General features: G+C 57.6%; 20 protein-coding genes and 1 pseudogene. 7 read left to right on the top strand and 14 right to left on the bottom strand.

Going from position 1 to position 21,678, the window contains the following annotated elements:
- Window positions 1-100: 100 nt before the first annotated feature.
- Both EN932_RS38770 and EN932_RS08560 read right to left on the bottom strand, forming a co-directional pair.
- Window positions 101-343 (bottom strand): nodulation protein NopA, encoded by a 243-nt coding sequence (locus tag EN932_RS38770; RefSeq protein WP_224570034.1) that lies wholly within the window; start codon window positions 341-343, stop codon window positions 101-103.
- 71 nt (window positions 344-414) lie between these two features.
- On the bottom strand, window positions 415-744 hold the full coding sequence (locus EN932_RS08560) for a hypothetical protein (RefSeq protein WP_081714433.1): 330 nt from the start codon (window positions 742-744) through the stop codon (window positions 415-417).
- 1,348 nt (window positions 745-2,092) lie between these two features.
- Here EN932_RS08560 and EN932_RS08555 point away from each other — a divergent pair.
- On the top strand, window positions 2,093-4,207 hold the full coding sequence (locus EN932_RS08555; protein ID WP_224570035.1) for a hypothetical protein: 2,115 nt from the start codon (window positions 2,093-2,095) through the stop codon (window positions 4,205-4,207).
- Window positions 4,208-4,732: 525 nt separating this feature from the next.
- On the opposite strand, the gene EN932_RS08550 is transcribed toward EN932_RS08555, so the two are convergent.
- The 12 genes from EN932_RS08550 to EN932_RS08495 form a co-directional block, all read right to left on the bottom strand.
- Window positions 4,733-5,536 (bottom strand): hypothetical protein, encoded by an 804-nt coding sequence (locus tag EN932_RS08550; protein WP_024505378.1) that lies wholly within the window; start codon window positions 5,534-5,536, stop codon window positions 4,733-4,735.
- A gap of 355 nt (window positions 5,537-5,891) precedes the next feature.
- Entirely contained in the window at window positions 5,892-6,929 is a 1,038-nt protein-coding gene (locus tag EN932_RS08545) for an EscU/YscU/HrcU family type III secretion system export apparatus switch protein (protein ID WP_024505377.1), read from the bottom strand.
- Window positions 6,926-7,744 carry a type III secretion system export apparatus subunit SctT gene (gene sctT / locus EN932_RS08540; RefSeq protein WP_063169270.1) on the bottom strand — a complete coding sequence of 273 codons (819 nt, stop codon included), beginning with the start codon at window positions 7,742-7,744 and terminating at the stop codon, window positions 6,926-6,928. The genes EN932_RS08545 and sctT overlap by 4 nt, the downstream gene beginning before the upstream one ends.
- Before the next feature lie 8 nt (window positions 7,745-7,752).
- Window positions 7,753-8,028, bottom strand: a complete 276-nt coding sequence (locus tag EN932_RS08535; protein WP_024505375.1) for an EscS/YscS/HrcS family type III secretion system export apparatus protein — start codon at window positions 8,026-8,028, stop codon at window positions 7,753-7,755.
- A gap of 2 nt (window positions 8,029-8,030) precedes the next feature.
- Complete coding sequence (sctR, locus tag EN932_RS08530) at window positions 8,031-8,696, bottom strand: type III secretion system export apparatus subunit SctR (protein ID WP_029354851.1); 666 nt, start codon at window positions 8,694-8,696, stop codon at window positions 8,031-8,033.
- Window positions 8,689-9,717, bottom strand: coding sequence for a type III secretion system cytoplasmic ring protein SctQ (gene sctQ / locus EN932_RS08525; protein WP_095769044.1), 1,029 nt, complete (start codon window positions 9,715-9,717; stop codon window positions 8,689-8,691). The genes sctR and sctQ overlap by 8 nt, the downstream gene beginning before the upstream one ends.
- 89 nt (window positions 9,718-9,806) lie before the next feature.
- A complete protein-coding gene (locus tag EN932_RS08520; protein WP_063169269.1) occupies window positions 9,807-10,319 on the bottom strand; it encodes a hypothetical protein in 513 nt (170 codons plus the stop codon).
- The gene (gene sctN / locus EN932_RS08515) at window positions 10,295-11,653 is read right to left on the bottom strand and encodes a type III secretion system ATPase SctN (RefSeq protein WP_063169268.1); all 1,359 of its coding nucleotides are present in this window, start codon (window positions 11,651-11,653) and stop codon (window positions 10,295-10,297) included. The genes EN932_RS08520 and sctN overlap by 25 nt, the downstream gene beginning before the upstream one ends.
- Window positions 11,650-12,273, bottom strand: coding sequence for a type III secretion system stator protein SctL (sctL, locus tag EN932_RS08510; RefSeq protein WP_024505371.1), 624 nt, complete (start codon window positions 12,271-12,273; stop codon window positions 11,650-11,652). The genes sctN and sctL overlap by 4 nt, the downstream gene beginning before the upstream one ends.
- Complete coding sequence (locus EN932_RS08505; RefSeq protein WP_210326671.1) at window positions 12,270-12,956, bottom strand: nodulation protein NolU; 687 nt, start codon at window positions 12,954-12,956, stop codon at window positions 12,270-12,272. Before EN932_RS08505 ends, sctL begins: the two co-directional genes overlap by 4 nt.
- Complete coding sequence (gene sctJ / locus EN932_RS08500; RefSeq protein WP_024505369.1) at window positions 12,901-13,764, bottom strand: type III secretion inner membrane ring lipoprotein SctJ; 864 nt, start codon at window positions 13,762-13,764, stop codon at window positions 12,901-12,903. The genes EN932_RS08505 and sctJ overlap by 56 nt, the downstream gene beginning before the upstream one ends.
- A 9-nt stretch (window positions 13,765-13,773) precedes the next feature.
- The gene (locus EN932_RS08495; protein ID WP_024505368.1) at window positions 13,774-14,283 is read right to left on the bottom strand and encodes a nodulation protein NolB; all 510 of its coding nucleotides are present in this window, start codon (window positions 14,281-14,283) and stop codon (window positions 13,774-13,776) included.
- A gap of 187 nt (window positions 14,284-14,470) precedes the next feature.
- Between EN932_RS08495 and EN932_RS08490 the strand changes: the two genes are divergently transcribed.
- The 6 genes and pseudogenes from EN932_RS08490 to EN932_RS38765 form a co-directional block, all read left to right on the top strand.
- Entirely contained in the window at window positions 14,471-15,169 is a 699-nt protein-coding gene (locus tag EN932_RS08490) for a secretin N-terminal domain-containing protein (protein ID WP_024505367.1), read from the top strand.
- A 301-nt stretch (window positions 15,170-15,470) separates the two neighbouring features.
- Window positions 15,471-17,405 carry an HrpF/NolX family T3SS translocon protein gene (locus EN932_RS08485; protein ID WP_024505366.1) on the top strand — a complete coding sequence of 645 codons (1,935 nt, stop codon included), beginning with the start codon at window positions 15,471-15,473 and terminating at the stop codon, window positions 17,403-17,405.
- Between the two features lie 1,056 nt (window positions 17,406-18,461).
- Window positions 18,462-18,806 (top strand): helix-turn-helix domain-containing protein, encoded by a 345-nt coding sequence (locus EN932_RS08480; protein ID WP_082826567.1) that lies wholly within the window; start codon window positions 18,462-18,464, stop codon window positions 18,804-18,806.
- Between the two features lie 37 nt (window positions 18,807-18,843).
- Window positions 18,844-20,181, top strand: a complete 1,338-nt coding sequence (gene glyA / locus EN932_RS08475; protein WP_063169266.1) for a serine hydroxymethyltransferase — start codon at window positions 18,844-18,846, stop codon at window positions 20,179-20,181.
- A 57-nt stretch (window positions 20,182-20,238) separates the two neighbouring features.
- Window positions 20,239-21,414, top strand: coding sequence for a methionine adenosyltransferase (metK, locus tag EN932_RS08470; protein ID WP_063169265.1), 1,176 nt, complete (start codon window positions 20,239-20,241; stop codon window positions 21,412-21,414).
- 100 nt (window positions 21,415-21,514) lie between these two features.
- Window positions 21,515-21,678 (top strand): annotated as a pseudogene (locus EN932_RS38765) (adenosine kinase); the annotation flags it as partial.

Here is a 21,678-nt window from a genome sequence, read left to right as displayed (position 1 = left end):
GGATAGAAGCCGCATGGCAATTGCCATGCGGCTCATTTCGGGACTACGTCGCGTCAATAAGGAGACGCGCTAGGGGGCAGTCTAAAACCCGCTTCCGACATTACGAAACGCGTTCGTCGGCGGCCTTCTTGATGGTCTGGAGATTGGTCGTTAGAGTGCGCAACTGGACACTCCTTTTCGTCGCCTCCAAGCTAACATTGGTTAGTTCCTGCACTTGCGCCTGAAAAGCAGTAGCATCAGCTCCGCTTGTATTGCCGGGAGTGCCACTGTTAGTTTTATCGGTATTGCCGGCGCTACTGGTATTGGTATTGCCTGATTTTTTATTATTATCAACTGCAGCCATGATCATTCCTTTTTCTGTTGGAGTTGTGCCGTCAATAACGGCCTGTATGACCTCACGCCGGATTTCCCGCGTCAGGCATCTTCTGTGTCATCCAAAGCTTCATCGGCCTCAGCCATCGCATCGTTCGCGAATTGGAACGCGAACGATCGCAGGATACTTTGGAAGGCTTCACTTTGTGCTGCAGACTGTGAGTTGTCTTGAAGTTGATCATTTGAAACGGTCCGGTTATCCGCCCGATCGTTCCCGCCAGCTGCCTTGCCATCATTCCCACCAGCTGGCTTGCCATCATTGCCATCAGCCGGCTTGCCATCACCAGAATGCTCGGATTTCGAATCCCCATGGCCCTTTCGGATCAAGGAAGTCCCGAGGTTGCCAACTCCACTCCCAATTGCTGCTATCATCAGGTACTCCGGCATTTGCCATTGGCGGCGACGTGTTAAAGGTTAGCCTCGATCAAGCTAAGGGCGGGAGCTTTCGAGAACCTGACGGCTTTTGACAAAAACCGGCCAGCGCAAAAACGTATGCTCTGCAGGATGTTGCTCTCGCATCGAACAGTCGACCACGATCTCGGCTGTTCGGCCAATCCCGCCGTCCACGCATGCCGCGACCGAATGGCAGCCGCAGCAGCTCGTTTGCATCCTCGATGCTGTGGTGTCGAACAGGAGACACGGTCCACGTGCTGCATGACCGCAATGACCGTATTCTTGCTGGCTCCACGGGCGCACGCAACGAGCAGGAACTCGGTCTTTGCATCACCATTCTCTCGCCTGCACATCACGGCCCGGCGCGGTGAGCTCATTGGCTTCGAGAAGGTCGGCGACCGTACGAACATGGGATGGTCTGCCGGCTTTGGGAGGCCGGTGCGGATCCTCTTCTCACCATATCGAAAGCTTGAAGCGGTCGGATTTTCTTGCCCTGTTCGTGAGAACTCCCATCGTCAGCTAATCGTCAGCCAAGCGGTCTATCTAGGCCGGCCGTGCCTGACCTTCGGATCCAAAGGTCCCGTCTCGACACTTTTTGTAACTATAGATCGAAATGGTCCGCGTGATACGCAACGCACACGCTTCTCTGAAGCAAATGTGTGACTTTGTCGGTGGCGAACGAGAGGAGTGACGCATCAATAAAATCGTCAGGCACGTGTCTAGGAAGGGGAGCTAGCCGAGTTGGTCTGATTTCATTCGCTGTTCCTGGAAATCGGCGGACTGAAGCGCTGATAATCTCAGGACATCGATGGCAACGTTGCGAAAGTCCTGTGAGCTCGGGCCAATCTTGGCCTGCTACTGAGAAGCACTTTGGCGGGAACATTACGCCGTCGCGGGTCTGGCTGACCGTGACGTTAACCGAAAGATGCCGCTGGTCTCGTCAGCCGCCAGCACAATAGCAGCACATTCTCGCCTACTACGGAGACGCAATATGAAGGGCATTGGCCGACCACGGAAATCGCAGGCTGAAACTGGAGCCAGCCGCGCGGGGCGGGCGAGCAGTTCCCTTTCGCAATCAAGTCTTGCTGCGGGAGAAGGTGGACAGTCATTCGATTCCGTTGTGGAGCAGATGCGCTCTGGGGACGCCGATAGGAGGCCCTCCTCCCTTCCAGTTGCGCGCGGTCCAGGCGATGCCCGCGAAAGTCTGCCAGGCGCCTCGATTGGCGAAGATCAAATCCTGAACACACCGCCACGTGGAGCCGCTGCGCCACCACGCGGAACCGTAGCGCCACGTGGCGCAGCCGCAAGGCGGCGCGGTTCTCCCTCCATGTCTGAGGGCGAAGCCATGGCGCCGGTCGGTAGCCAACTATCAACCGCGCAGGTGGAAGGCACCAGCTCATCGTCAAATAAAGATATCAGTCCGACACAGCTCAGAATGAACAGTCTTGTTCAACAACTGACTGATTGCGAGGCTGCGGCCAGGAAAACCGACGTCCCCGAGGAGGCGGTGGAGCTGATCAGTGGGGTCGTCGATGCAGCCTCAGCAATTCTGGAGTACCGCGCTAGCCTGCCTGCGGCTGAGGCGCAGACAATTATGCCAGACGACAAGGTGCGTAGATGTTGCCAGATCGTGTGCGACGCCGCGAATGAAGTAGACAAACTTGGCCTGTCGACGATCACGAAATTGGACAAAAAGACCAAGAAAGCGGCAGGTATGGTCGATAAACTCTACTCCTACTCCCAGGCGGACCGGCAGGAGCTGTTGATTTTAAATGTGGAGAACCACCATACGGCGGCAATTAAGTGGTGGGAAAAAAAGGCATGGCGCTCCGAACGGCAGCGATCCGCCTGCGCTGCCACCGCTAGCCTATCCAGTGGAACGCCCGTGATGCGGGAAGCCGAGCGGTGCGCACTGCGGCTGCGTGCCGGCTCGGTACTGAGTGTCAGGATCTGGCTGGTCCGTGAGCGGATCGGTCTTGCGCGGGCCAAGATTGAACTGCGGGCGAGCAGGTTCGAGCCAGATTTGAAGGAACTCCTCGTCGGTCGAAATGGAGTGGTGCAGCTGATGGCAAGCGCCGCTCAAGAAGCTCTTCGCGCCCTCTCTTTGGCGAAGGGCATAATGGATGATGGCAAAACACTCAACGCTCATGATTGCGCGGTTGTAGAAAAAATCATGGAGCGGCTTTCGGATTTTGGATTGGCGTTGCACGAGGTGCATACCAAGCTAAGCCATACCTACCCAGATGCCGGCCTCCCATTGAAACTGTTCGAACGGATCGTGGACGATGCATGGATCACTGCGCACGATGCCATGCACTTGTTGAACCTGCAGTCTCCGCCGTCAGCCATCATGGCGCCACAGGCCCAGGCGGGCGCTGCGATGCCGGCCAGGGCAGGCGCTGCGATACCGGCTGACACTGCTGGTACGGCTGCAGTGTCAGAAGGCACTACAGCGCGAAGGAAAGGGAAGTCAAAGCATAAGTCGGCAGCTCGCGCCGGGACTTCTGCCGCCGGGCAGCCATCAACACCAGTCGCTGCGAACGCCGGCACAGTGCCAGCAGCCAAGGTTCTCGCGCGCTCGGATCAAGTTGCGAGTACACAGGTGAGAGCGCAAGAGGTGGCTGCGAGTTCGTCGGGGGCAGGCTCGACAATCGGGGGCGCCGCGTTGTCAATGGAGGTATTGACGGAGCGGCTCAAACGATTGGACGAACTTTTGCAGTTCGATCTGGCCGGTCAGCAAAGCGTCGTCTCCCAAGTGCGCCAGATGAAGCCTGAGGAGGCCGGTAAGGTCGTGGACGATGTGGCCCAGTACCTGCGAGCCCAGGCCATTGAGATGCAAACCTGTCTCGCCGGGTTGCAGGGGCGTAATGTACGCCTGCTACTCACCTCCACCCAGCTACCCAAAGTGCACGAACGCACAGACCAGCTCAAAGGGTTGCTGAACATGGTGCTGGGACAGGCCAACGCATTGAATGAAGGAAAAGCCGGCATTACGACTGATTGCATGAAGACCTACGCATTTCCGGCGCAAAAATACCTGGAACATTTGTGCAATGCCGACGAATTGATGCCGCCGGAGGCACCGGTCGCGCTGCGTGGCGAGCCAGGAAAGCTGTTTGAGATGAAGCTGCAGCCCAAGATGCTGGTCAATGGTGCGATGCCGAGCCCGATGTGGGTGCACATCCACACGAGTCGCCCCGTCATGGCCAGAAACTTGGAAGGGCTGGCTGATTCCGAATTCACCGCTTGCCACGTTAAATCCAACGAACAGCGCGGCTACAATCGAGAGCGAGAGGAAGCCGATGCTAGGTCCGGTCGCGAGAAGGTCATAATTCATCGCGGCAAACTCACCCCCGCTTTCTGTAAGTCCTTGTTGACCTCAGGGCTTGGCCGCCAACCACGCCATTCGCGTGCCGAGCTCCCGTCGGCGCAGGCTGCATGACAGGGCACTCAGAATGCGGCCGGCCACGCTGTGAGTCAGCGAGCATTTCTCCTGGCCAAACCGCGAATGCCGCTGCGCGAGTTGCGGTCCGGCGATTGGAGTCGATCGGCTACCGTCAGGGCCGATTTGCGATGTCGCGTTACCGGCTGTTGACGTGGCGGCGTATCTTGCCTCCCATCCAACTTATCGCCGAGATCGCGCCGCCAAGATCGAGGCGGAAGGTCTTCCTGCGAGCGCGGAGCAGGCATAGCCGATCCGATCGGGATCGGCGCATCGCAACGACCCAACGGTGTGGTGGAGAAAATTGGATTCGGGAGAGCTCGGTTCCAAGAGGCGGAGTTCCGGCCCGAATACAATCCGCTCGCAAGCACCCACGATGCGCATCCGCAGTTTATTGTCTGGGAGATGGGCTGGATTGCTCGGCGGCGCTGGCGCTAAGGCGGGGCTGTCGCCGGACAATTAGCATTCACTGCCAACAGCCTTGCAACCGTCACCAGTTGCAAGGCTCGGCGGCGGGTCGACAAATCACATGAAATCGTCGTCGGACCCGCTATCGCTGCTGTCGCTATCCTCGGTTTTGTGGAGATAGAGTGGAGGTTTGCCTGCACGCTGCCACTCACCGGCACTGTTCTTCGTCCATTTGTCGGGATGCTGCGTAGGGTCAAGCACCAGGTCGCCATGATCCACTTCAACAAACCCCATCGTCTGCGCGCGCGCTTGTGCTTCCGGATTAGCCGCACGCCAATTCAGCAACGGTCGGTCGCCGTCTATCCGAAGTTGATGCTCCAGCAGAATATCGCCCGCATTTTCGACGAGCGGATGGGCGACTTGAAGATCCACTATGGAAGTGACCTCAGTTCGACCAGGAAATTGTTCCCGCCAACTTTCCGATTCGAACTCGTTCATGCTGAATCCGCCTTCCATTCTCAGCAGTCCGGCACTCCGGTCTCCCAATTGGTAACTGAAATATCGCGCGTGCTCCGTATCTCGACGGATGCCATATTGCTGAGCAACGTCCGCGGTGCGCCTGGCTCGTGACGATACGAACTCCGAATACTCTTGAGGATTGTCGGCGATGTGCGTGATTTCATCACCATGAAATTGCCTCACCTGTCTCCTGAAGGAAGTCCTGTTGATCTCCACCACAGGAGGTCGGGAATTGAGGGAGTATGCTTGGGGAGCCGCCGATGATGAGGCGCCGCTACCTTCCGATCCGGATAAGTGCATTCGGGCAAATGTGTCCGCGAACCCTTCGCTTCCTGCATCCGATTGCTCGCCGGCATTATGCGCGCGGTAACTATCGGATGAGCCACCAATTCGACCATACATGACGATTCGTACTCCTATGTTTCGCAACCGAGCTCAAGTTAGCACGGCTGTTCAACATAGGGCGCTTAGTTGACGACTAGCTGACGAGGGCATTCCAACGGCTGCACCAATCAAATCCGCACTGCCGGCCTCAAAACCTCGGACTGCGCCACGCACCGGCCAGCAGAGGCTGCAAGGTCATGCCCGGAGGACTTGCCGTAGTTGCTGGGTGGCAGATCCGAGGGGAGTGATTGCCCCAGGCCCGCGGTTGCGCGGTTGGCCTGACAGAGACACTGGGGCACGGATGGCCAGCCGACATTTGCCACTAGCATGGAGCCAGGTCAGTTTTGAACTGGGCAGTCGTGGACTTCCATGACTAGGCCAAGCCTGCGGCAAAGAATGCTTTCGCGACAGGCTGGAAATATTGCATAGGAACCGCGTGGCCGAGTTTTGTAGTGCCTATCAGCTGACGCGCTAAGACATGGTCATGGACGATCGTCAGGCGTAGTGCCCGCGCCTCGCTCAACACATGTGAAACGCGCTCACCTTCGGCACGGCAAACTAAGAACGGCACCCCGGTTTCACCGCGAACGTAACGCAGACCGATCAGGACCGCCCTTCCTGTTAAGACCAGCGTGGCGCGATGCACGCCAAGCGCAGGCTCGTCGGCCGCCTCCTCGCGGATGCGACGCTGTTCACCTTTCAACTCTGGCGCTCCTTGCTGATCCTTCGACTCGCGCGTCACTTCGGTATTGGTCATGCGCATTTCGCGCAGATACAACGCGCGCTGGAGCAGAAGATCGATCAGTCCGCCGACCAGCAGTGCGCCGGCGCCAATTCCCATCAGCAATTTTGTCTCCATAAAGATGAGGCCAACACAGCCCATGCCGCAGATCGGCAGAGGGACCATTGTCTTCCACATCCCGAGAAGGACAATGGAAAAGGTTGCGCTGAGAACCAATACCTTGAACATGGTCTTGCAGACTTCGACCATGGAACGAGCAGACCCCAAGCGCTTCAGCCCTTCAAAGGGGTCAATTTTCTTAAAGCTGAGCTTCATCGGCTCCAGAGAGAAGACAAATCCACCATTGGCTAGCAGGCTGGCCAAAATCACCGCGGCGACAAGGGTTCCAAGCAGCGGGCCAACAGCCGCGACTGTGAGTTGGACGAGCACAACCAATGCCTGCGGCACCGCGGTATCGAAAGGTAGGCTCTGCAACTTGGTGGCTAATAGGAGCGCTTCCCGGCATTTGTCCTCGATCACGCTGCCTCTTAGCCAAAGGTAGCCGAGCCCAGCGCAAGTCCCGACCGCGCGGACGAAATCGGAGCTACGTGGCAGCTGTCCTTTTTTGCGCGCTTCACTTAACTTCTTCGGGCTGGCGGCGTGTGTCTTCTCTTCACTTGTGTCGCTCATGGCAGCAATTTGTCGAACCACTCCAGCACGCCGTTGGCACGTGTGACCTCCAGTTTCATGCTCTCCACCAGATAGGCAGCGTAGGTGACCATGAGAACTGGAAAGACAATGTTCTTGATTGCCGGAGACAGTTGGCTCGCCTTAAATTGCGGGGCAAAGCGACGCAGCAGCATCATCGATATATCAATCAGTATCAGGAAGAACACGACAGGCCCCGAAACCAATAATGCCGTGCGCATTATGCTGTCGAGAAGCCCCAACAACTCCATTGCTCCTGGCCCGCTCAGTGTCGGGTGAAACTGATACACCGGCCAGATCAAGTAGCTGCGGTACAGGACACTGATCAAAGTTTCCAGGCCTCCTGATCCGACGAATATGGCAATCGCAGTGATCCCCAGAAAAACGCCCATCGCGGAAGCCTGACTGTTCGTCGCGGGATCGGCCGAAGCGGTCGGGCTGCTGATGCCGCGTTGGTTGTCGATAAGCTCCCCGGCAGCCTGAAGGCCCCAAAGCGGAATGCCAAGAAAAGTGCCAAGGAGTACACCGACAAAAACTTCCTTGAATCCGAGCAGGGTTAGCTGGATCAGGCGCGTATCAGGATCCAGCGCCGGCAATCCGCCGCTGACGTGTGCCAGGCATGGTAGTGCGAAGCCAACAGCCAAACAGCCCCGGATCAGCCCACTGATCTGCGAGCGTGTGAATACGGGAAAGATCAGCATGATGCCCATCGCGCGGGCTGCCCCAAGACCTGCCGCAACGACGAGTTCGAAAGCCGTCTGGATCAGAATTTGAATATCGGCCGATGGCGCGTCCATGGGGCGGACTAGTAGCTAAGTGTCATTGCGGGAAACTCGGTGAAGATCTGATCGGCTAGCTCTATGAGCGGGGCGCTTAGCACAGGAGCAAACAGCCCAATCACCGCGACAACGACCAGAAGCTTCACGGTGAGCGGCAAGCTTTCATCCTGGATCTGCGTCGCCGCCTGGAGGATGCCGATGACGAGGCCGACAACCACTGATGCAATGAGCGGCGGTAGAATCCAGATCATGAAAACCACCAGTGATTGGCTCATAAGAGTAATGATGCTGGATTCAGTGATGATCAGCCTCCCGGTAACGTATAACTCAGCACAAGCCCATGCATCAATTTTGACCAACCATCAATGGCAACAAACAAGAAGATCTTGAACGGAACAGATATAACAGTTGGTGAGACCATCGACATACCCATTGCCATCAAGATAGTTGTCACTATCAGATCTATAACAATAAAAGGCAGATAAAGTAGAAATCCTATCTCAAATCCGCGCTTCAATTCTGATAGCAAGAAAGATGGTACAAGTATTGCAAAGTCATCAGGCGTGGCTGCAGCGTGCATTTCCTCTGGCCAGACCTTTTCTGTCGAAGATAGGAAAAATCGCCGCTGCTCTTCATTTGTGAATTTCTTGAGATGCTCGCGCAAGGGCTCACTTCCGGCTTTAGCGGCGCTTACCCAGTCGTCGAATGTCTGATAGTGGAGCTTGGGATCCGACATGCGGTCATAGGTCTGCTCAGCAACGGGCGCACTAACGAACATAGTGAGGATCATCGCCGCGGCGTACAGCACCACATTGGGTGGTATGGTCTGGGTCCCGAGCGCATTGCGGACGAGGAAAAGAACAATTGATACCTTTACAAAGGCCGTTGTCGTGGCAACTGCTAAAACCAGCAGACCGAGTCCGGCGGTAACCGCAAGAAGCGCCAGGATTGTCGGCTGAGCTTCACTCATTGCATGCAAACCCGCCACGGAGCCTGATGCCCAGCTCTTCTCCGATGCGGACAATGTCGCCACGCCCGATACGCTGACCATTGGCCACTATGTCGACCGGGCCGTCGATCGGCCATCCAAGTTCAAAAATATGCCCTTCGCCGGCACTTCTTAATTCCCCAAGAGAAATAGGCCAGCGGCCGCATTCAAAGACAAGCACGATCTCGACATCGTCGAGATCCTTAGTAAGCTCCAGTTGCGATCCGGGTTGTGTCATATGCGCACTCTCCAAAGGACACGGTCGCGGGCGGAAAGGCCCCCGCAAGATTAATTCATCGCCGTCAAGATCCGCCTCGGCGCACAACTGGCCGACAGCTAGGGTGATCTGGCCGCGGCCGAACGGCGCAATATCGGGCAACAATGCATCACCGACACATGCGCTTCGAAGAAGCGCCGCAGGAAGGCGAAGCGTGCCGACCTCTCCTGCAACAATGAGCGGGAGCTCTGGAGGCAGCCCGCCCAGCTGCCGCGGCAACTGGGCAAGCAGTTCGCCTAGCGCGCGAAACGCAGGCGGTACTAAGCCGTCAAGTGGCGTGAACAGGAATAGACGGCCCTTGCCCTTGACCGCGCCGAAAATGATGTCGAGTTCAAGATGAGGAGCCAGCATCGTGGCTTCGCATACCCGCACGAGTTGCACGTTCAGACGCGTCGTCTCCTCCAGTCGAGTGACAAGCGGCTCCAGAGCGAGTTCGAGAATTAGCGAAGCAGTTGGCTCGGAAGGGAAGGCCAAGCCGTTCTGCACTGTCGTGATGAACTCCTCTACGAGCGGGCGCGACAGTGACAAGATGACCGTTTCGGCTCCCACTCTCCAGACGCAGTCAAGCATCGGAATGGCAGCAGGTTCCTGCTGCCAGACAAGCCCTGCCGTTCGCACCGATAGCGGCACCTCGTTGATCCGGCTTTGAAACGGCGTGCGCGGCGCTGCTGTATCATTGAGCCACGAGACAACCGTGTGGGACAGTTTCAGAACTGGTTCGAACATGGCGGGTGTGACCGCAGCGCCTATCAAAGACTGCACGGTCGTGTCATTCGGACGACCTCTTGCGACCGTCGGATCCGGTTGCGCGGCATTTAGGCAAGCGACCCCCTCGCATATTTCAGCAGTATCTCATCGTCGGCCTCGATCTCGGCTGCGGCCTCCGAATGAGTCTCGACGGCGCGCCGCACGTCGTCCTCGATTTGTTGCCATTTGTCCCTTGCCGCCGAACATATGACCCATAGCTCCCTCGTCCTGGACGCCGCCATCTCAGCCTCCTCTTGAGCGATTTGGGTATCATCAAGCATCTGCCGTCTGGAATTGATCTCAGCGGCAAGTTGTTCAGTGTGAAGGCGGTGACGGTCGAGCGCTGCGCTAGACAAGTTGTCGAGTGACATCAGATGCTGATAGAGCGCTGCTTCTTTTCTTGAACAATGTTGCTGTATCATTGCAAGCTCCCTAGAGGCATTTTGTACGGCTGAGGCGGCCACATCGCGCTGGGCTTCCTTCTTGGACAGCTCGCCAAGGGCACGACGCTCTTGCATTTCCTTCAGAAGCCGTATACTCGAAGACTGAATCCAGTTTACGCGGTCAGACGCGACATCCATGCGACCGTCTCCTCGAAATCTGACGCGTCATCTTCGCTCTGGCGCAGAAACTCCCTCAGTTCGTCGATTGACGCGACAGCCCGGTCAGTCAGGGGATCTCCACCTGGCTTGTATTCGCCAACATTGATCAAGAACTCGGTCTCGGCATAGCGCGACAGGAGCTCGCGGAAAATGGATGCTGCCTTGCGATGTGTCCCCGAAACGACTGCATCCATGACGCGGCTGCGACTCTGCAGCACATCAATAGCGGGGAAATGCGATCGCGCCGCAATAGCGCGTGAGAGGATGACATGGCCATCGAGAATACCACGCGATTCCTCGGCGATTGGATCACCCGTGCCATCACCCTCTACAAGCACCGTATAGAAGGCCGTGATTGAGCCCCGCTCACCCATGCCGGCGCGCTCGAGCAGGCCTGGCAGCATGCCAAAAACGGAAGGAGGAAAGCCCCGTCGCGTCGGCGGCTCACCCGCAGCAAGGCCTATTTCGCGCATAGCGCGGCAGAAGCGCGTCAGCGAATCCAGCATGAGAGCAACGCGTAGGCCTTGATCGCGGAAATATTCCGCGAGCGCAGTCGCCATTGGAGCGCATTGCGCACGCTCTACCGCCGAGCGGTCGGATGTTTCAACCACGACGACCGTACGGAGAAGGCCCTCTTCACCAAGATTCCTTTCGATGAATTCACGAACTTCCCGTCCACGTTCGCCTATGAGCGCCACTATGACGACGTCAGCGGCGGCACCCTTTACGATCTGTGACAACAGCGTCGACTTGCCACCACCTGGCTCGCCATAAATCCCGATCCGCTGGCCCTCGCCGCACGTCAGCAGACCATCGAGGACACGGACCCCAAGCGGGAATGGCCGCTCAATCATGCGCCTCGTCATCGGATTGGGGGCTCTGCCATGCAGGGGCCGAGTTTCGACGGTCTTGATTTCGCCTTTGCCGTCCAATGGGCGGCAACGACTGTCGATCACGCGACCGAGCAAATCGCCGCCGACGGGCACCTCACGCATTCGGCCAGTGGCCACGACCTCTGCGCGGCTGGATAGGCCCACCAAGTCCCCGATCGGTGTCAGCAATACACCATCACCCGACAGGCCGATCACCTCGGCCTCGAGCGACAGCCCGGTTCGCGGGTCCTCTAGGAGGCAAAGTTCCCCAATACGAGTGTCTGGCAAGACGGCATGAACCAGTGTGCCGATAGCCCGCGTGATCCGACCGCGCACCGCACGCGTGTCAATTCGCTTGGCCGCAGCCCTCAAAGACGAGATTGCTGGAACGAGAGCTCGAGTGTGGGCGTCAGCGTTATGTTCTGGGACGGGCTTTCTCATAGCTCGCCTTTCTCACAGAGCGTCCCGAAACCAAGGCGCAGCGCGCGCATCTGGGCGTCAAGTCCAAGGTCAACATTGCCGTACTCGCTCCACAGCACGCAGCGTTGCGGCGACAATGTCGGGTCGGGCTCGATCCGCACCCTTGGTCGACCATCCTGGCCGTCGCATCGAGCAAACTCTCGTGCAAGCATGTCGACTTGCATGGGAGAAACATGAAGGCAAACGTCGGCGCCGCTGTATTGACACTCTATGGCGTGACGAACAGCCCTCACCAATAGCTCGCCCGGATCGAAAGCGCCGATAAGATCGCTCAATATTTCCATCACGAGCTGCGGCAATTCCTGCTCCAGAGCCGCCTTTCGTCGCGCGATTTCGGAGATTGTCTCCGCAATCAACCCTGCCATCTCCTCGGTGCCTGCATTCGAGCCCTCCATGTGGCCGCGCGCCCACGCCCGCTGGTAAACCGCGCGTGCCCAGTTTCGAACGCGCTGCCGATGCCGTTCTGCCGCGGCAAGGGCTTGCGCGGCGCTGTGCCAGGTTTCGAGCTCGCTCGCGGGTATCAGTGGTCCGACTGGACGCATCTGCGGCGCTATTGGCCCCTCGGAAAGTTCGACTGTCATTTCACCGGGGTCTCTGTCTCAAAATGAGCTACTACAAGTGAAAGCAATTGGCCGGCGGCGGTCCAATGCTCATGTGCTGGAGTCTCCGCGGCAGTCCCCTCGGGCAATCGAAGAAGCACGCGGTTACGCTCGGTCGCTGAACTGTCCTGGAGCCAAGCTCCAAGACATGCGTGTCCATCGTATTCGATTTGCTGAGCGAGTTTTTCTGGGTCCGAGATCAGTCTTTTGTCAACAGCATGCAGCAGGTGTCGGATTCCGAATGCGTGTGCATCCACGCCGATGCGTTTAACAAGGATGGCAAGCTCAGGCTGAGAGACAAACGCGACCAGCGAACGGGCATGCCAGATACTACCAGCAAGAAGGGTCGCTCGATATGGATCATGCCCGCGTAGAAGGTCCGGCCTGCAGCCGATGTGGTTCAGATCCACGTCATCGTTGCCCAGCAATTCTGCCAGCCTTGGATGCAGTCTGGAACACTTCTGCAACTTCACTAACGTTTCGGCCGATAACGCTGGATCAAGACGCGCCGCAAGACGGGTTGGATGGGCCGAAGCCGCAAGCTCGCTCGCGCCCGGAAAGTGCGGACCATCAGGTCGGGCGGTCTGTATAGGCATTGGCAATGAGATGTCACCCACGTCCAATTGCAGGCATTCTTTTGCGAATGGCCTCGACAGCAGAAGCATCCCGGCGCCCCTCGACCTTGGAAACGCCGGTTGATTGCTTGCGCCGACGCGTAACAACGCCGATCAAGAGATAACAGGCCACGGCGAATACGGCTGCGGCAAAACCTGTTACGGTCGCCAGAAGTGGCGCAGGAAGAGGTAGTGATGCTTGTGGCAAAACAGCAGTCGGATCGGGCCGTTGCTCGTGTGCGGAACGTTCTACCGGCACCAAAACCACTTCCACCTTATCGTAGGACAGGCCTTCGATGCTGTCGGCTACAAGCATCTTTATCTTTGGCAGCAGAGCCGCGACATTTGTTTTTGCGTCGTGCCTGATAAACACCGAGGCCGAGGATGGCGTGGCACCGGCTCGCACAAGGTCGTTATGCGGCAGCACGACGTGAACACGTACAGAAAAAACGCCATCGATATCGCTGATCGTCCGCGACAACTCTTCGCTCAGGGCATACACGTAACGGGCACGCTCTTCGGTCGGCGAGGCAATCAGGCCTGATCCTTGGAATATCTCACCGAGGTTCTTGAAGGATTGGCGCGGCAGCCCCTTGGCGTTCAGAAGGTTGATTGAGAAGGCGAGCAGCTTTTCGTCAACCTGGATCGTGCTGGTTCCATCCTTGGCGACCACCCGGATCGCGGCGACCCCGTTGTCTTCAAGAAGTGCGAGCATTTCATTTGCCTCACGCTCTTGCAATTGCGTGTAGAGGTCGGCTTTGCAAGCAGTGAGGGCGACGAGAACTGGCAGCATGACAAGTCTAACCGACCGCCACCCTGACAGGCCACGCATGATTTCGCCCTCGGCCAAGCCAATCATGCGCGCGGTTCAGCCTTCCTTCAAAAGTTTATTCACGGATGATGTGACGCCGCTGACGCCTTTGGAGATAAGCGCCACCTGGGTGACGCCGTTGTAAACATCCCGAAGACCAGCCATCATCGTTTCGAAGTCTTGCCCTTGTTGGGGAATGCCCGAGATTCCGGTTCCCGCCTCACCTGGAACGGGAAGCTTCTGCGCCGGTCCCGGTAGAGCGCCCTTCGAAAGGGCTATGTCATGGTCGAGCGCGGGGAAGGAAACAGTGTTGTGTGGATATAGGGAGGAAATCGTCTGCAACACGCGATCGCCCATGCCGCTCGTCGGCGCAGCCGCGCGCTGAACATCCATCGCCGCAGCAACTGGCGCCGCACTCGCTGGCCCCGCGGCGGCATCGTTTTTCAGCGAGTCGGCTGCATGCCCTAAGGCGCGCTCAAACTGGGCCTGCTCGACAATCGACGGTGATCCGACCCTGGGGAGGCCAGCCGTTAGAGTGGCAGAGATCGACGTGACAGGCATCATCATGTAAGGACTCGGTTGCTCTCTCTGACCGGGCGAGCCCCGCCCATTCATCACCCGGTGTCGGCGCAACACTCCTAGGGGGGCAAGCTGACAACAAGCTGACTAACGGCGGCGTCATTTCGACAATCTAAAATCTCTTCGGCAATTTAGTCACTTGTGATGATTTCAGCGTTTGGTTTATCAGTGCGACATGCCGAGAACGCTTATCCAACCCGTCACCCTGCATGTTTTGAGACTTCTTTGTGCCGGGTTTTTTCTGTCCACCGGGATTCACCCGGCGCATGCAGTCCCGCTGTCCCTTCCGGCGACACCCTATAGATACACGGTTCTGGATCAGGAGCTCGCTGCAGCGTTGCAGGAATTCGGCAACAACCTGAATATCAGGGTCAACATCAGTCCTGCGGTGAAGGGGCGAATTCGCGGACGTATGCCTGATTTGCCACCGCGCGCGTTCCTCGACCGCTTGACGAACCTTTACGGTCTACAATGGTACTATGACGGCCTTGTGCTCTATGTGTCTGCTGCACAAGAATCGCAAACTCGAATGCTTTTGATGACGTCGATTCGCTTCGATGCGTTCAAGGGGGCTCTCGACAAGCTTGATATCTCCGACGAGCGCTATGTGGTCAAACCCGTGCCAGGCAATGGCCTCGTCTTCGTTTCCGGTCCACCGCGCTTCGTCGCACTCGTGGAGCAGACCTTTAACGGCTTGGTGGCGCAGGCGCAGGCGCAGACTCACATAGCGGCAACGCCAAAGGAATCAGTGCTGATCTTGTTTCGCGGCTCCTCCACTACGGTCGTTCGCGACGGACGACCGGATGCTTCTTATTCTTCTGACATCCCACAACAGGATAGCGTTGGCGGGAAGCCTGAGCTGGGCAAGAAATGAACATTGAGGATTTCCCGCAGCTCTGAAGAACATGACTGCGGCTACCCCTTTGTGAACTCTTCGCAAACTCGTCAGTTTCTCGAAAGCTAATCCGCTCATGATGAGTCCCGGCAGCTCTCGCGGTGACTCCGGCCATTGTGTTGGACCGAACCTTGGAGCCGGCCCGGAACACAGCAATTGAAGGCAGGGCAGGCGCATTCGTGACCTGCCGACGCTTGGAATTGTCGAATTTTGTGAAACGCAAGGGATCTTCTGTCGGGGTCTCTTGTGGGGATTTCAACGTCACGTCTGAGGATGCATAATGTCGGCCAGTAATCTTTCAACTTTCTACCGCTCAAATTCGCTACAGTCCGCAAGGGGTTGGCCGGGCCTGAAAGTTTCCCATTTTGCGACCCAGCATCAGCAAAGTGCATCGTGCTTCGAAGCGATGCTGTCCACTTGTGTGCTGGCAGACAAGCCCGGCTCTTTCGCGCAAGGGGATCTGCCAGCGTCGAATCTTGATTCGACAATGGATAAATTGCGGCAGGACCCTTTGGGCCATCTGGCACCGGATGTCTTGACATTGAATGGCTTGGAGCAACACCCACTGGATCTGCTGCCGCCAAATATGAGGGCGGCTCTCAAGGAGGACCAATCGCAACGCTCCAAGGCGACTGAAGCCCAACATCTGCTCGGCGTCACTCCGAAGATCGAGCCGGCTCCCAGGCCGAGCCCCGGAATCACGTGGAACGGTGGGTCGCTGACCACGGCTGAGTTGCAGATTGTTGCGGTACTCAACCGTCACAAGGACCAATGCCCGCTTACTTGGAAGTCGTTGACCGACAAAGCCAATGATCCCTCTACGCCACCGGATCTGAAAGCGGCGATCCAGGGACTGCAGCAGGATTCGGGACTTTTTTATGCGATTGGCTCGCAGGGCGACGGCCGCTGTGGAGGCAAGATCAACGCCAAGGACTTGGCCGGATTTTCAAACCACCACCCACAAGTTGCTGCATTTCAGGAAGCCCAAGCGCGAAGCTACGAGCAGAACTACATACCATCCGACGGCAGCGGAGGTTTGCAGCCTTCGGTCATGACCTTGAGCGATGCCTTGCGGGAGTTTTACCGGTACTCCGAAAATCTGTCCAAGGACCTGAGTCTGGATGAGTTCAAGAAAATGGTCGGCGGCGAATCGAAAAACGGCAAATTTCCGCCCCAGGTCATTGCGGCGGCGCAATATTTCCTCGATCACCCCGATGCTTGGAACCAGTTGTGCGGTGGCTCGAAAGGGAAGATGCACAAAGAGGATTTCCTGCAAGTCGCCTCATCGTCGATGAGCCTCACGCAAACTGAGCTGAATACGGTCGAGATGATCAAGGACCATCAGGACACGTTCTTTGGAAGCGGTGTTCTGACTCGCGACAAACTGGCGAAAATGAAAGACGACAAGAGCCTTGATCCGAAAGTGCGGGAAGCAGCCTCTCAGCTCCTTTCAGATCCTCTTTTGTTTGGCCTCCTGAACAATTCGATCACGGGCTATAAGACCCATCATAAATTCTTCGACTTTGGCGGCGGGCATACGGTTGATTCCGGCAATATCAGCAAAAAAGACTTTGCCCATTTTTGCACAAACATGTCGTCTGCGAACCGCAACGTTCAGCAGCCAATCACCCACGGCGCCCAAACCGCAGAAGAGCAGAATGCCGTCGCGGACATGAAGATGGGCCTGATGGACCAGCCTGACATTAAGTCAGCCAAAAAGAACGGCGGGGCCGTCATGCACGTCGTCGACTCCGTGCTCAAAATCGAGACGAAAGTGCTCGACTTGGCGGCAACGGCGGTGGGACTGCTCAGCTTCATTCCGGGCCTCGGACAAGTAGCCGATCTTGCCTCGATGGTTCTCGAGGCTGAGTCGCAAGCAGCCAATCTCCTGCGTACGGCCATTAACGGAGGCGATATGAAGCGAGCGCTGGAGGAAGCTGGCCTCAATATGGCCGCGCAGGCGATCGGCCTTATCGCAGGCCCCGAGGTCAAGCTGGCCATTCGAAATGGGCTCGTAAAGCACCTGATGGAAGAGGCCTTGGCGGCAGGCATTGATCTTTCGGTCTCGACGGCGCAGGACTACGCAGAAGGCTATGTGAATAACCTCAAAGCGCGCCTTGCAGGCGGCCCTGAGCAAAGCCTAGGCCTTCCGAGCATGCCATCATTCCAGAGTGTGGCAAGCAATGTGCCCTTCGTCGGCATTGCCTTATCCTAGCCGTCGCCTTGCGCGGAAGCTTTGGCTCGCGCGCTGACATAAGGGTCATTGTGGCACAAGCAGGGGTTCATCCGCATCAACGCAAGCGGTGTTCCTGACGCCATCTGGATCGGACTGTGAGGGGGATGTCCGAAGTCTGTGAAGACTTCGGTATATGACGACTTCAGAGTTACGCTGAGCCCAGCCATCTCGAGCCGGTGCGCCGGGTCGAGGTTTTCACGGGCGCCGGCCGGTAGCGGGAATGGTCTCCGGAAGGCACGGCGCGGATGGTGGCGGAGCGGCGCAGCCGAAGGAACGGCTGTCGCGCGCCCAGGGCGGCCTCCCGAACAGCAGACGATGATCTCCTGCCTTGGGCCTATATCCTCGTGCCACGCTCAAGGCAGTCGGCTGAAAACAGCGCTGATTTAAAACAGCATTATCCTGCACTGCACCCTCGATCCTTGCGCTCACCGATCGCTCGTCGACACGCACGCGGTCAAGTCGTTATCGGCGCTATGCCGATGGGCTTCGAGAGCAAGGTGGACGCTGAGCGGTGCGTCAGCCTCAGGGCGCGGCTGGCCAGCTTTGGGTCTCACGCTCTATGACGGCAACACCCGGCTGATCCACTTGGCCTGTTCGCGGGCTCCCGGCAGCGGCGCGGAAGCCACGGTCCGCCTTCCTCGGCTTCAGGCCAAAGATACCGCAGCATGCTCCAGAGCTATGTCTGCCGCCTTCGCCCCATCGTCGCTGGTCATGTGGAAAGGACAAGCAGGCTACGCACCCTATAATCCCGTCGGGCAGGATTCGACAGTCGACGGCGAGACATTCGCCAAACCTCCCCCTTGATTCTCAGCAACGTTAAAAAAAATTCACATAATGTTCGTGAGTGTAGTCTCCTGTCAGGTGGTACATTAGCCCCAATATCTGGCGTCTTAGTCGTAGAAAGGACTGTGATCTATCTTCCATTAGCATCCATACCAGCGGATTTACAGCAAATGACGAGAGAGGTCTCATGCGGATTGATGGGGATAGAAGGGCTAGCGGCTTGCTGCATCCCGTCCGGGTTGATGCTAACCAATGTTGACACTGGTAAATCGCCTAAGGACGGCAGCGCATCTTGATCGCCTTCGAATCCTGGGCCTTTGCGCGCATGCGGATCTAACCGTCGGCGAGCTGGCCGATATTACCGGTCTGCCTCGCGAGCAGGTTCGACGCCACGTTCGGCGGCTGGTCAGAGCCAACTTTCTTTGCTGCAACGAACAACGTCCGCAGTCTTCGTACCATATGCAAGCAGGAGGCAAGGATGGCGAGCTGGCTCAATTGGTGGTCGATCTCCTGCCCCACGATGATGGCCATCATAAAAGAGACCTACAACGCCTGGAAGCAATACAAGACGCGCGGTTGAAGGGACCGCCTGCTTGATCGTGAAATAGATCAGTCCAAATGGAGCGCGACTACCATGGATAACTCCGCCGGCGGCGCCATCGCGCAGCCCGACACTTACGGGCGGCCTCACTTAGCCGCCGTCGACTCCCGCGTTCACGAACTGCTTCTAAGACAGGAGCGTCAGGAGCGGACAACTCTCAAACTGATCGCCTCCGAGAACTTTGCCTCCTCGGCGGTGTTGGAAGCGACCGGGTCGATTTTCACCAACAAGTATGCCGAGGGATACCCCGGTGCGCGCTACTACGCCGGAAACGAGATCGTCGATGAGCTTGAGACCCTCGCGATCGAGCGCCTGAAAGCGCTATTTGGCAGTGAACATGCCAACGTCCAGCCTTATTCAGGCTCGCCAGCCAACCAGGCTGTCTATCGCGCGCTTTTGAGCCCCCGTGACAAAGTCATGGGCTTGCCTTTACCCGAAGGCGGCCATCTGACTCACGGTTGGTCCGTCAATTTTTCCGGCAGCGATTATCAGCGCGTCCCGTACAGGCTGCACGAAAAGACACAGCAAATTGACTATGACCACTTGCGCGAGACCGCCAAGCGGGAACGCCCGAAGCTAATTTGGGTCGGCGGAACTGCTTATCCGCGTATTTTTGACTACGCGGCAATGGCCGAAATTGCTTCGGAGGTGAACTCGTATCTGGTGGCTGACATCGCCCACATCTGCGGCCTGGTTGTCGCAGGAGTGCATCCGAACCCCGTGTCCCATTGCGATGTGGTCACCAGCACCTCTCACAAGTCGATCCGCGGTCCCCGGGGTGGCTTCATTTTATCAAGGAATGAAGACCGTTATCAGCCCCTCCATCATCCGAAGAGCAAACACAATCTGGCCAAACGTATAGACCGCGCCGTGTTCCCTCTTCTGCAAGGCGGACCGCATATGAATACTATCGCCGCGCTTGCCGTCGCTTTGCAGGAAGCAGCGAACTCGTCCTTTCGTGTCTACGGTCAGCAGATCGTCCACAACGCCAAGGCTCTGGCCCAGGCACTTCTGGAGCGAGGTTATGAACTCGTCACCGGGGGCACTGACAATCACATGCTGATCCTTGATCTTCGGGACCGGTCGCTGTCAGGCAAAGCCTATGCGGAGCGCTTATCGCGTGCAGGCATCATTGCGAATTTCAATATGGTCCCGGGCGACCGGCGGCATCCGGCGCTGACAAGCGGCATCCGCTTAGGGACACCAGCGGTGACGTCCATGGGCATGCGCGAAACGGAGATGGTGCAGATCGCCGCTTTCATCGACTCGGTCTGCCGCCAGCCCGATGACCAGGAAGTTCATGCGAGCGTACGAAGAGACGTTGCCGACTTCTGCACTGCGTTCGATGTTCCCGGCATCCCCGACCGATAAGCCACCCCAATCCAGAAACTCCTCACTAACTCCAGCACTTGAAGCGAGGGCATTTTTATGACCAGGCAGTTCGTGTTCTCTTCCGAATCCGTCGGCGCGGGACACCCCGATAAGATGGCAGACAACATCTCCGATGCCATTCTCGATGCGGTCCTGCGCACCGATCCGAAGGCGCGCGTCGCCTGTGAAGTGTTGGTGAAGACGGGGATGGTCGTTGTGGCTGGCGAGATCACCAGCCATGCCCACATCGATTACAGCCAAGTCGCCCGCGATACGATACTCGATATTGGCTACGACGATGATGCGATTGGCTTTGATGGTCGACGTTGCGCCGTCGTTCTGGCCCTCACCGAGCAGTCGCCCGACATAAGCCAGGGCGTTGATGAAGGACGAGGGCAGGATCTCGGGCAAGGGGCAGGGGATCAGGGCATCATGTTTGGATTCGCATGCAACGAGACGGATACATTGATGCCCCTGCCGATCCAACTCGCTCACCATTTGACGAAAAGACAGGCCGAGGTCCGGAAAGCGGGACAGCTTGGCTGGCTGCGTCCGGACGTGAAATCTCAAGTGTCGGTACGCTACGAAGGGCTCCGCCCGGTGGCGCTGGATACCATAGTCCTGTCAACGCAGCATGACGAAGCGGTCTCACAAGCCACGGTCCGCGAAGGCGTCATTGAGGAGATCATAAAACCGGTCCTGCCGGCCCACCTGGATACTTCGGGGATCAGATTTCTGGTCAACCCAACAGGGCGGTTCGTGGTCGGTGGGCCTGCCGGCGACTGCGGCCTCACAGGACGGAAGATCATCGTCGATTCCTACGGTGGGACCGGGCGTCACGGCGGCGGTGCCTTTTCGGGCAAGGACCCATCCAAGGTTGACCGCTCGGCGGCCTATGCCGCCCGGTATGTCGCGAAGAACATCGTTGCCAGCGGCCTTGCGGAGGTCTGCGAGGTTCAGCTTGCCTACGCGATCGGCGTGGCCAGTCCGGTTTCTGTCATGGTCAATACCTTCGGAACCGCAAGGATCGAGGAAAAAAGGATCGAGCGCCTTGTTCTCGAGGTTTTCAATCTCCGACCGAAAGGCATCATCAAGATGCTTGATCTCTTACGGCCGATATACCGCAAGACGGCGACATACGGACACTTCGGGCGTGAAGAGCCTGAGTTCACTTGGGAGAAGACGGACAAAGCTGACGATTTGCTGCGTGAAGCCGGACCGGCAGCTGCGTGAGGGCGGCTGGATCAAGCGCATGCGGCAACCCATTTCAACTCGCGAGACCACGCCCGGCCGGCGTGGCAAGAAGCCGGCTCGGGTTTTGGCGGAGATTTTGATGCCGGATTATGACGTGCTTTGCATCGGCAATGCCATTGTCGACATCATCGCCCAGTGCGACGAGGAATTCCTCGAGACCAACGGCATCATCAAGGGCGCGATGAACCTCATCGACACACAACGCGCCGAACTGCTCTACAGCCGCATGGGCCCGGCGATCGA

Origin of the sequence: Mesorhizobium sp. M7A.F.Ca.US.002.01.1.1 (assembly GCF_004022955.1) — a bacterium.
Taxonomy (GTDB): Bacteria; Pseudomonadota; Alphaproteobacteria; order Rhizobiales; family Rhizobiaceae; genus Mesorhizobium; species Mesorhizobium ciceri.
The sequence above is the reverse complement of the archived record's forward strand: the minus strand, read 5'-3'. Positions and strand labels throughout refer to the sequence as shown.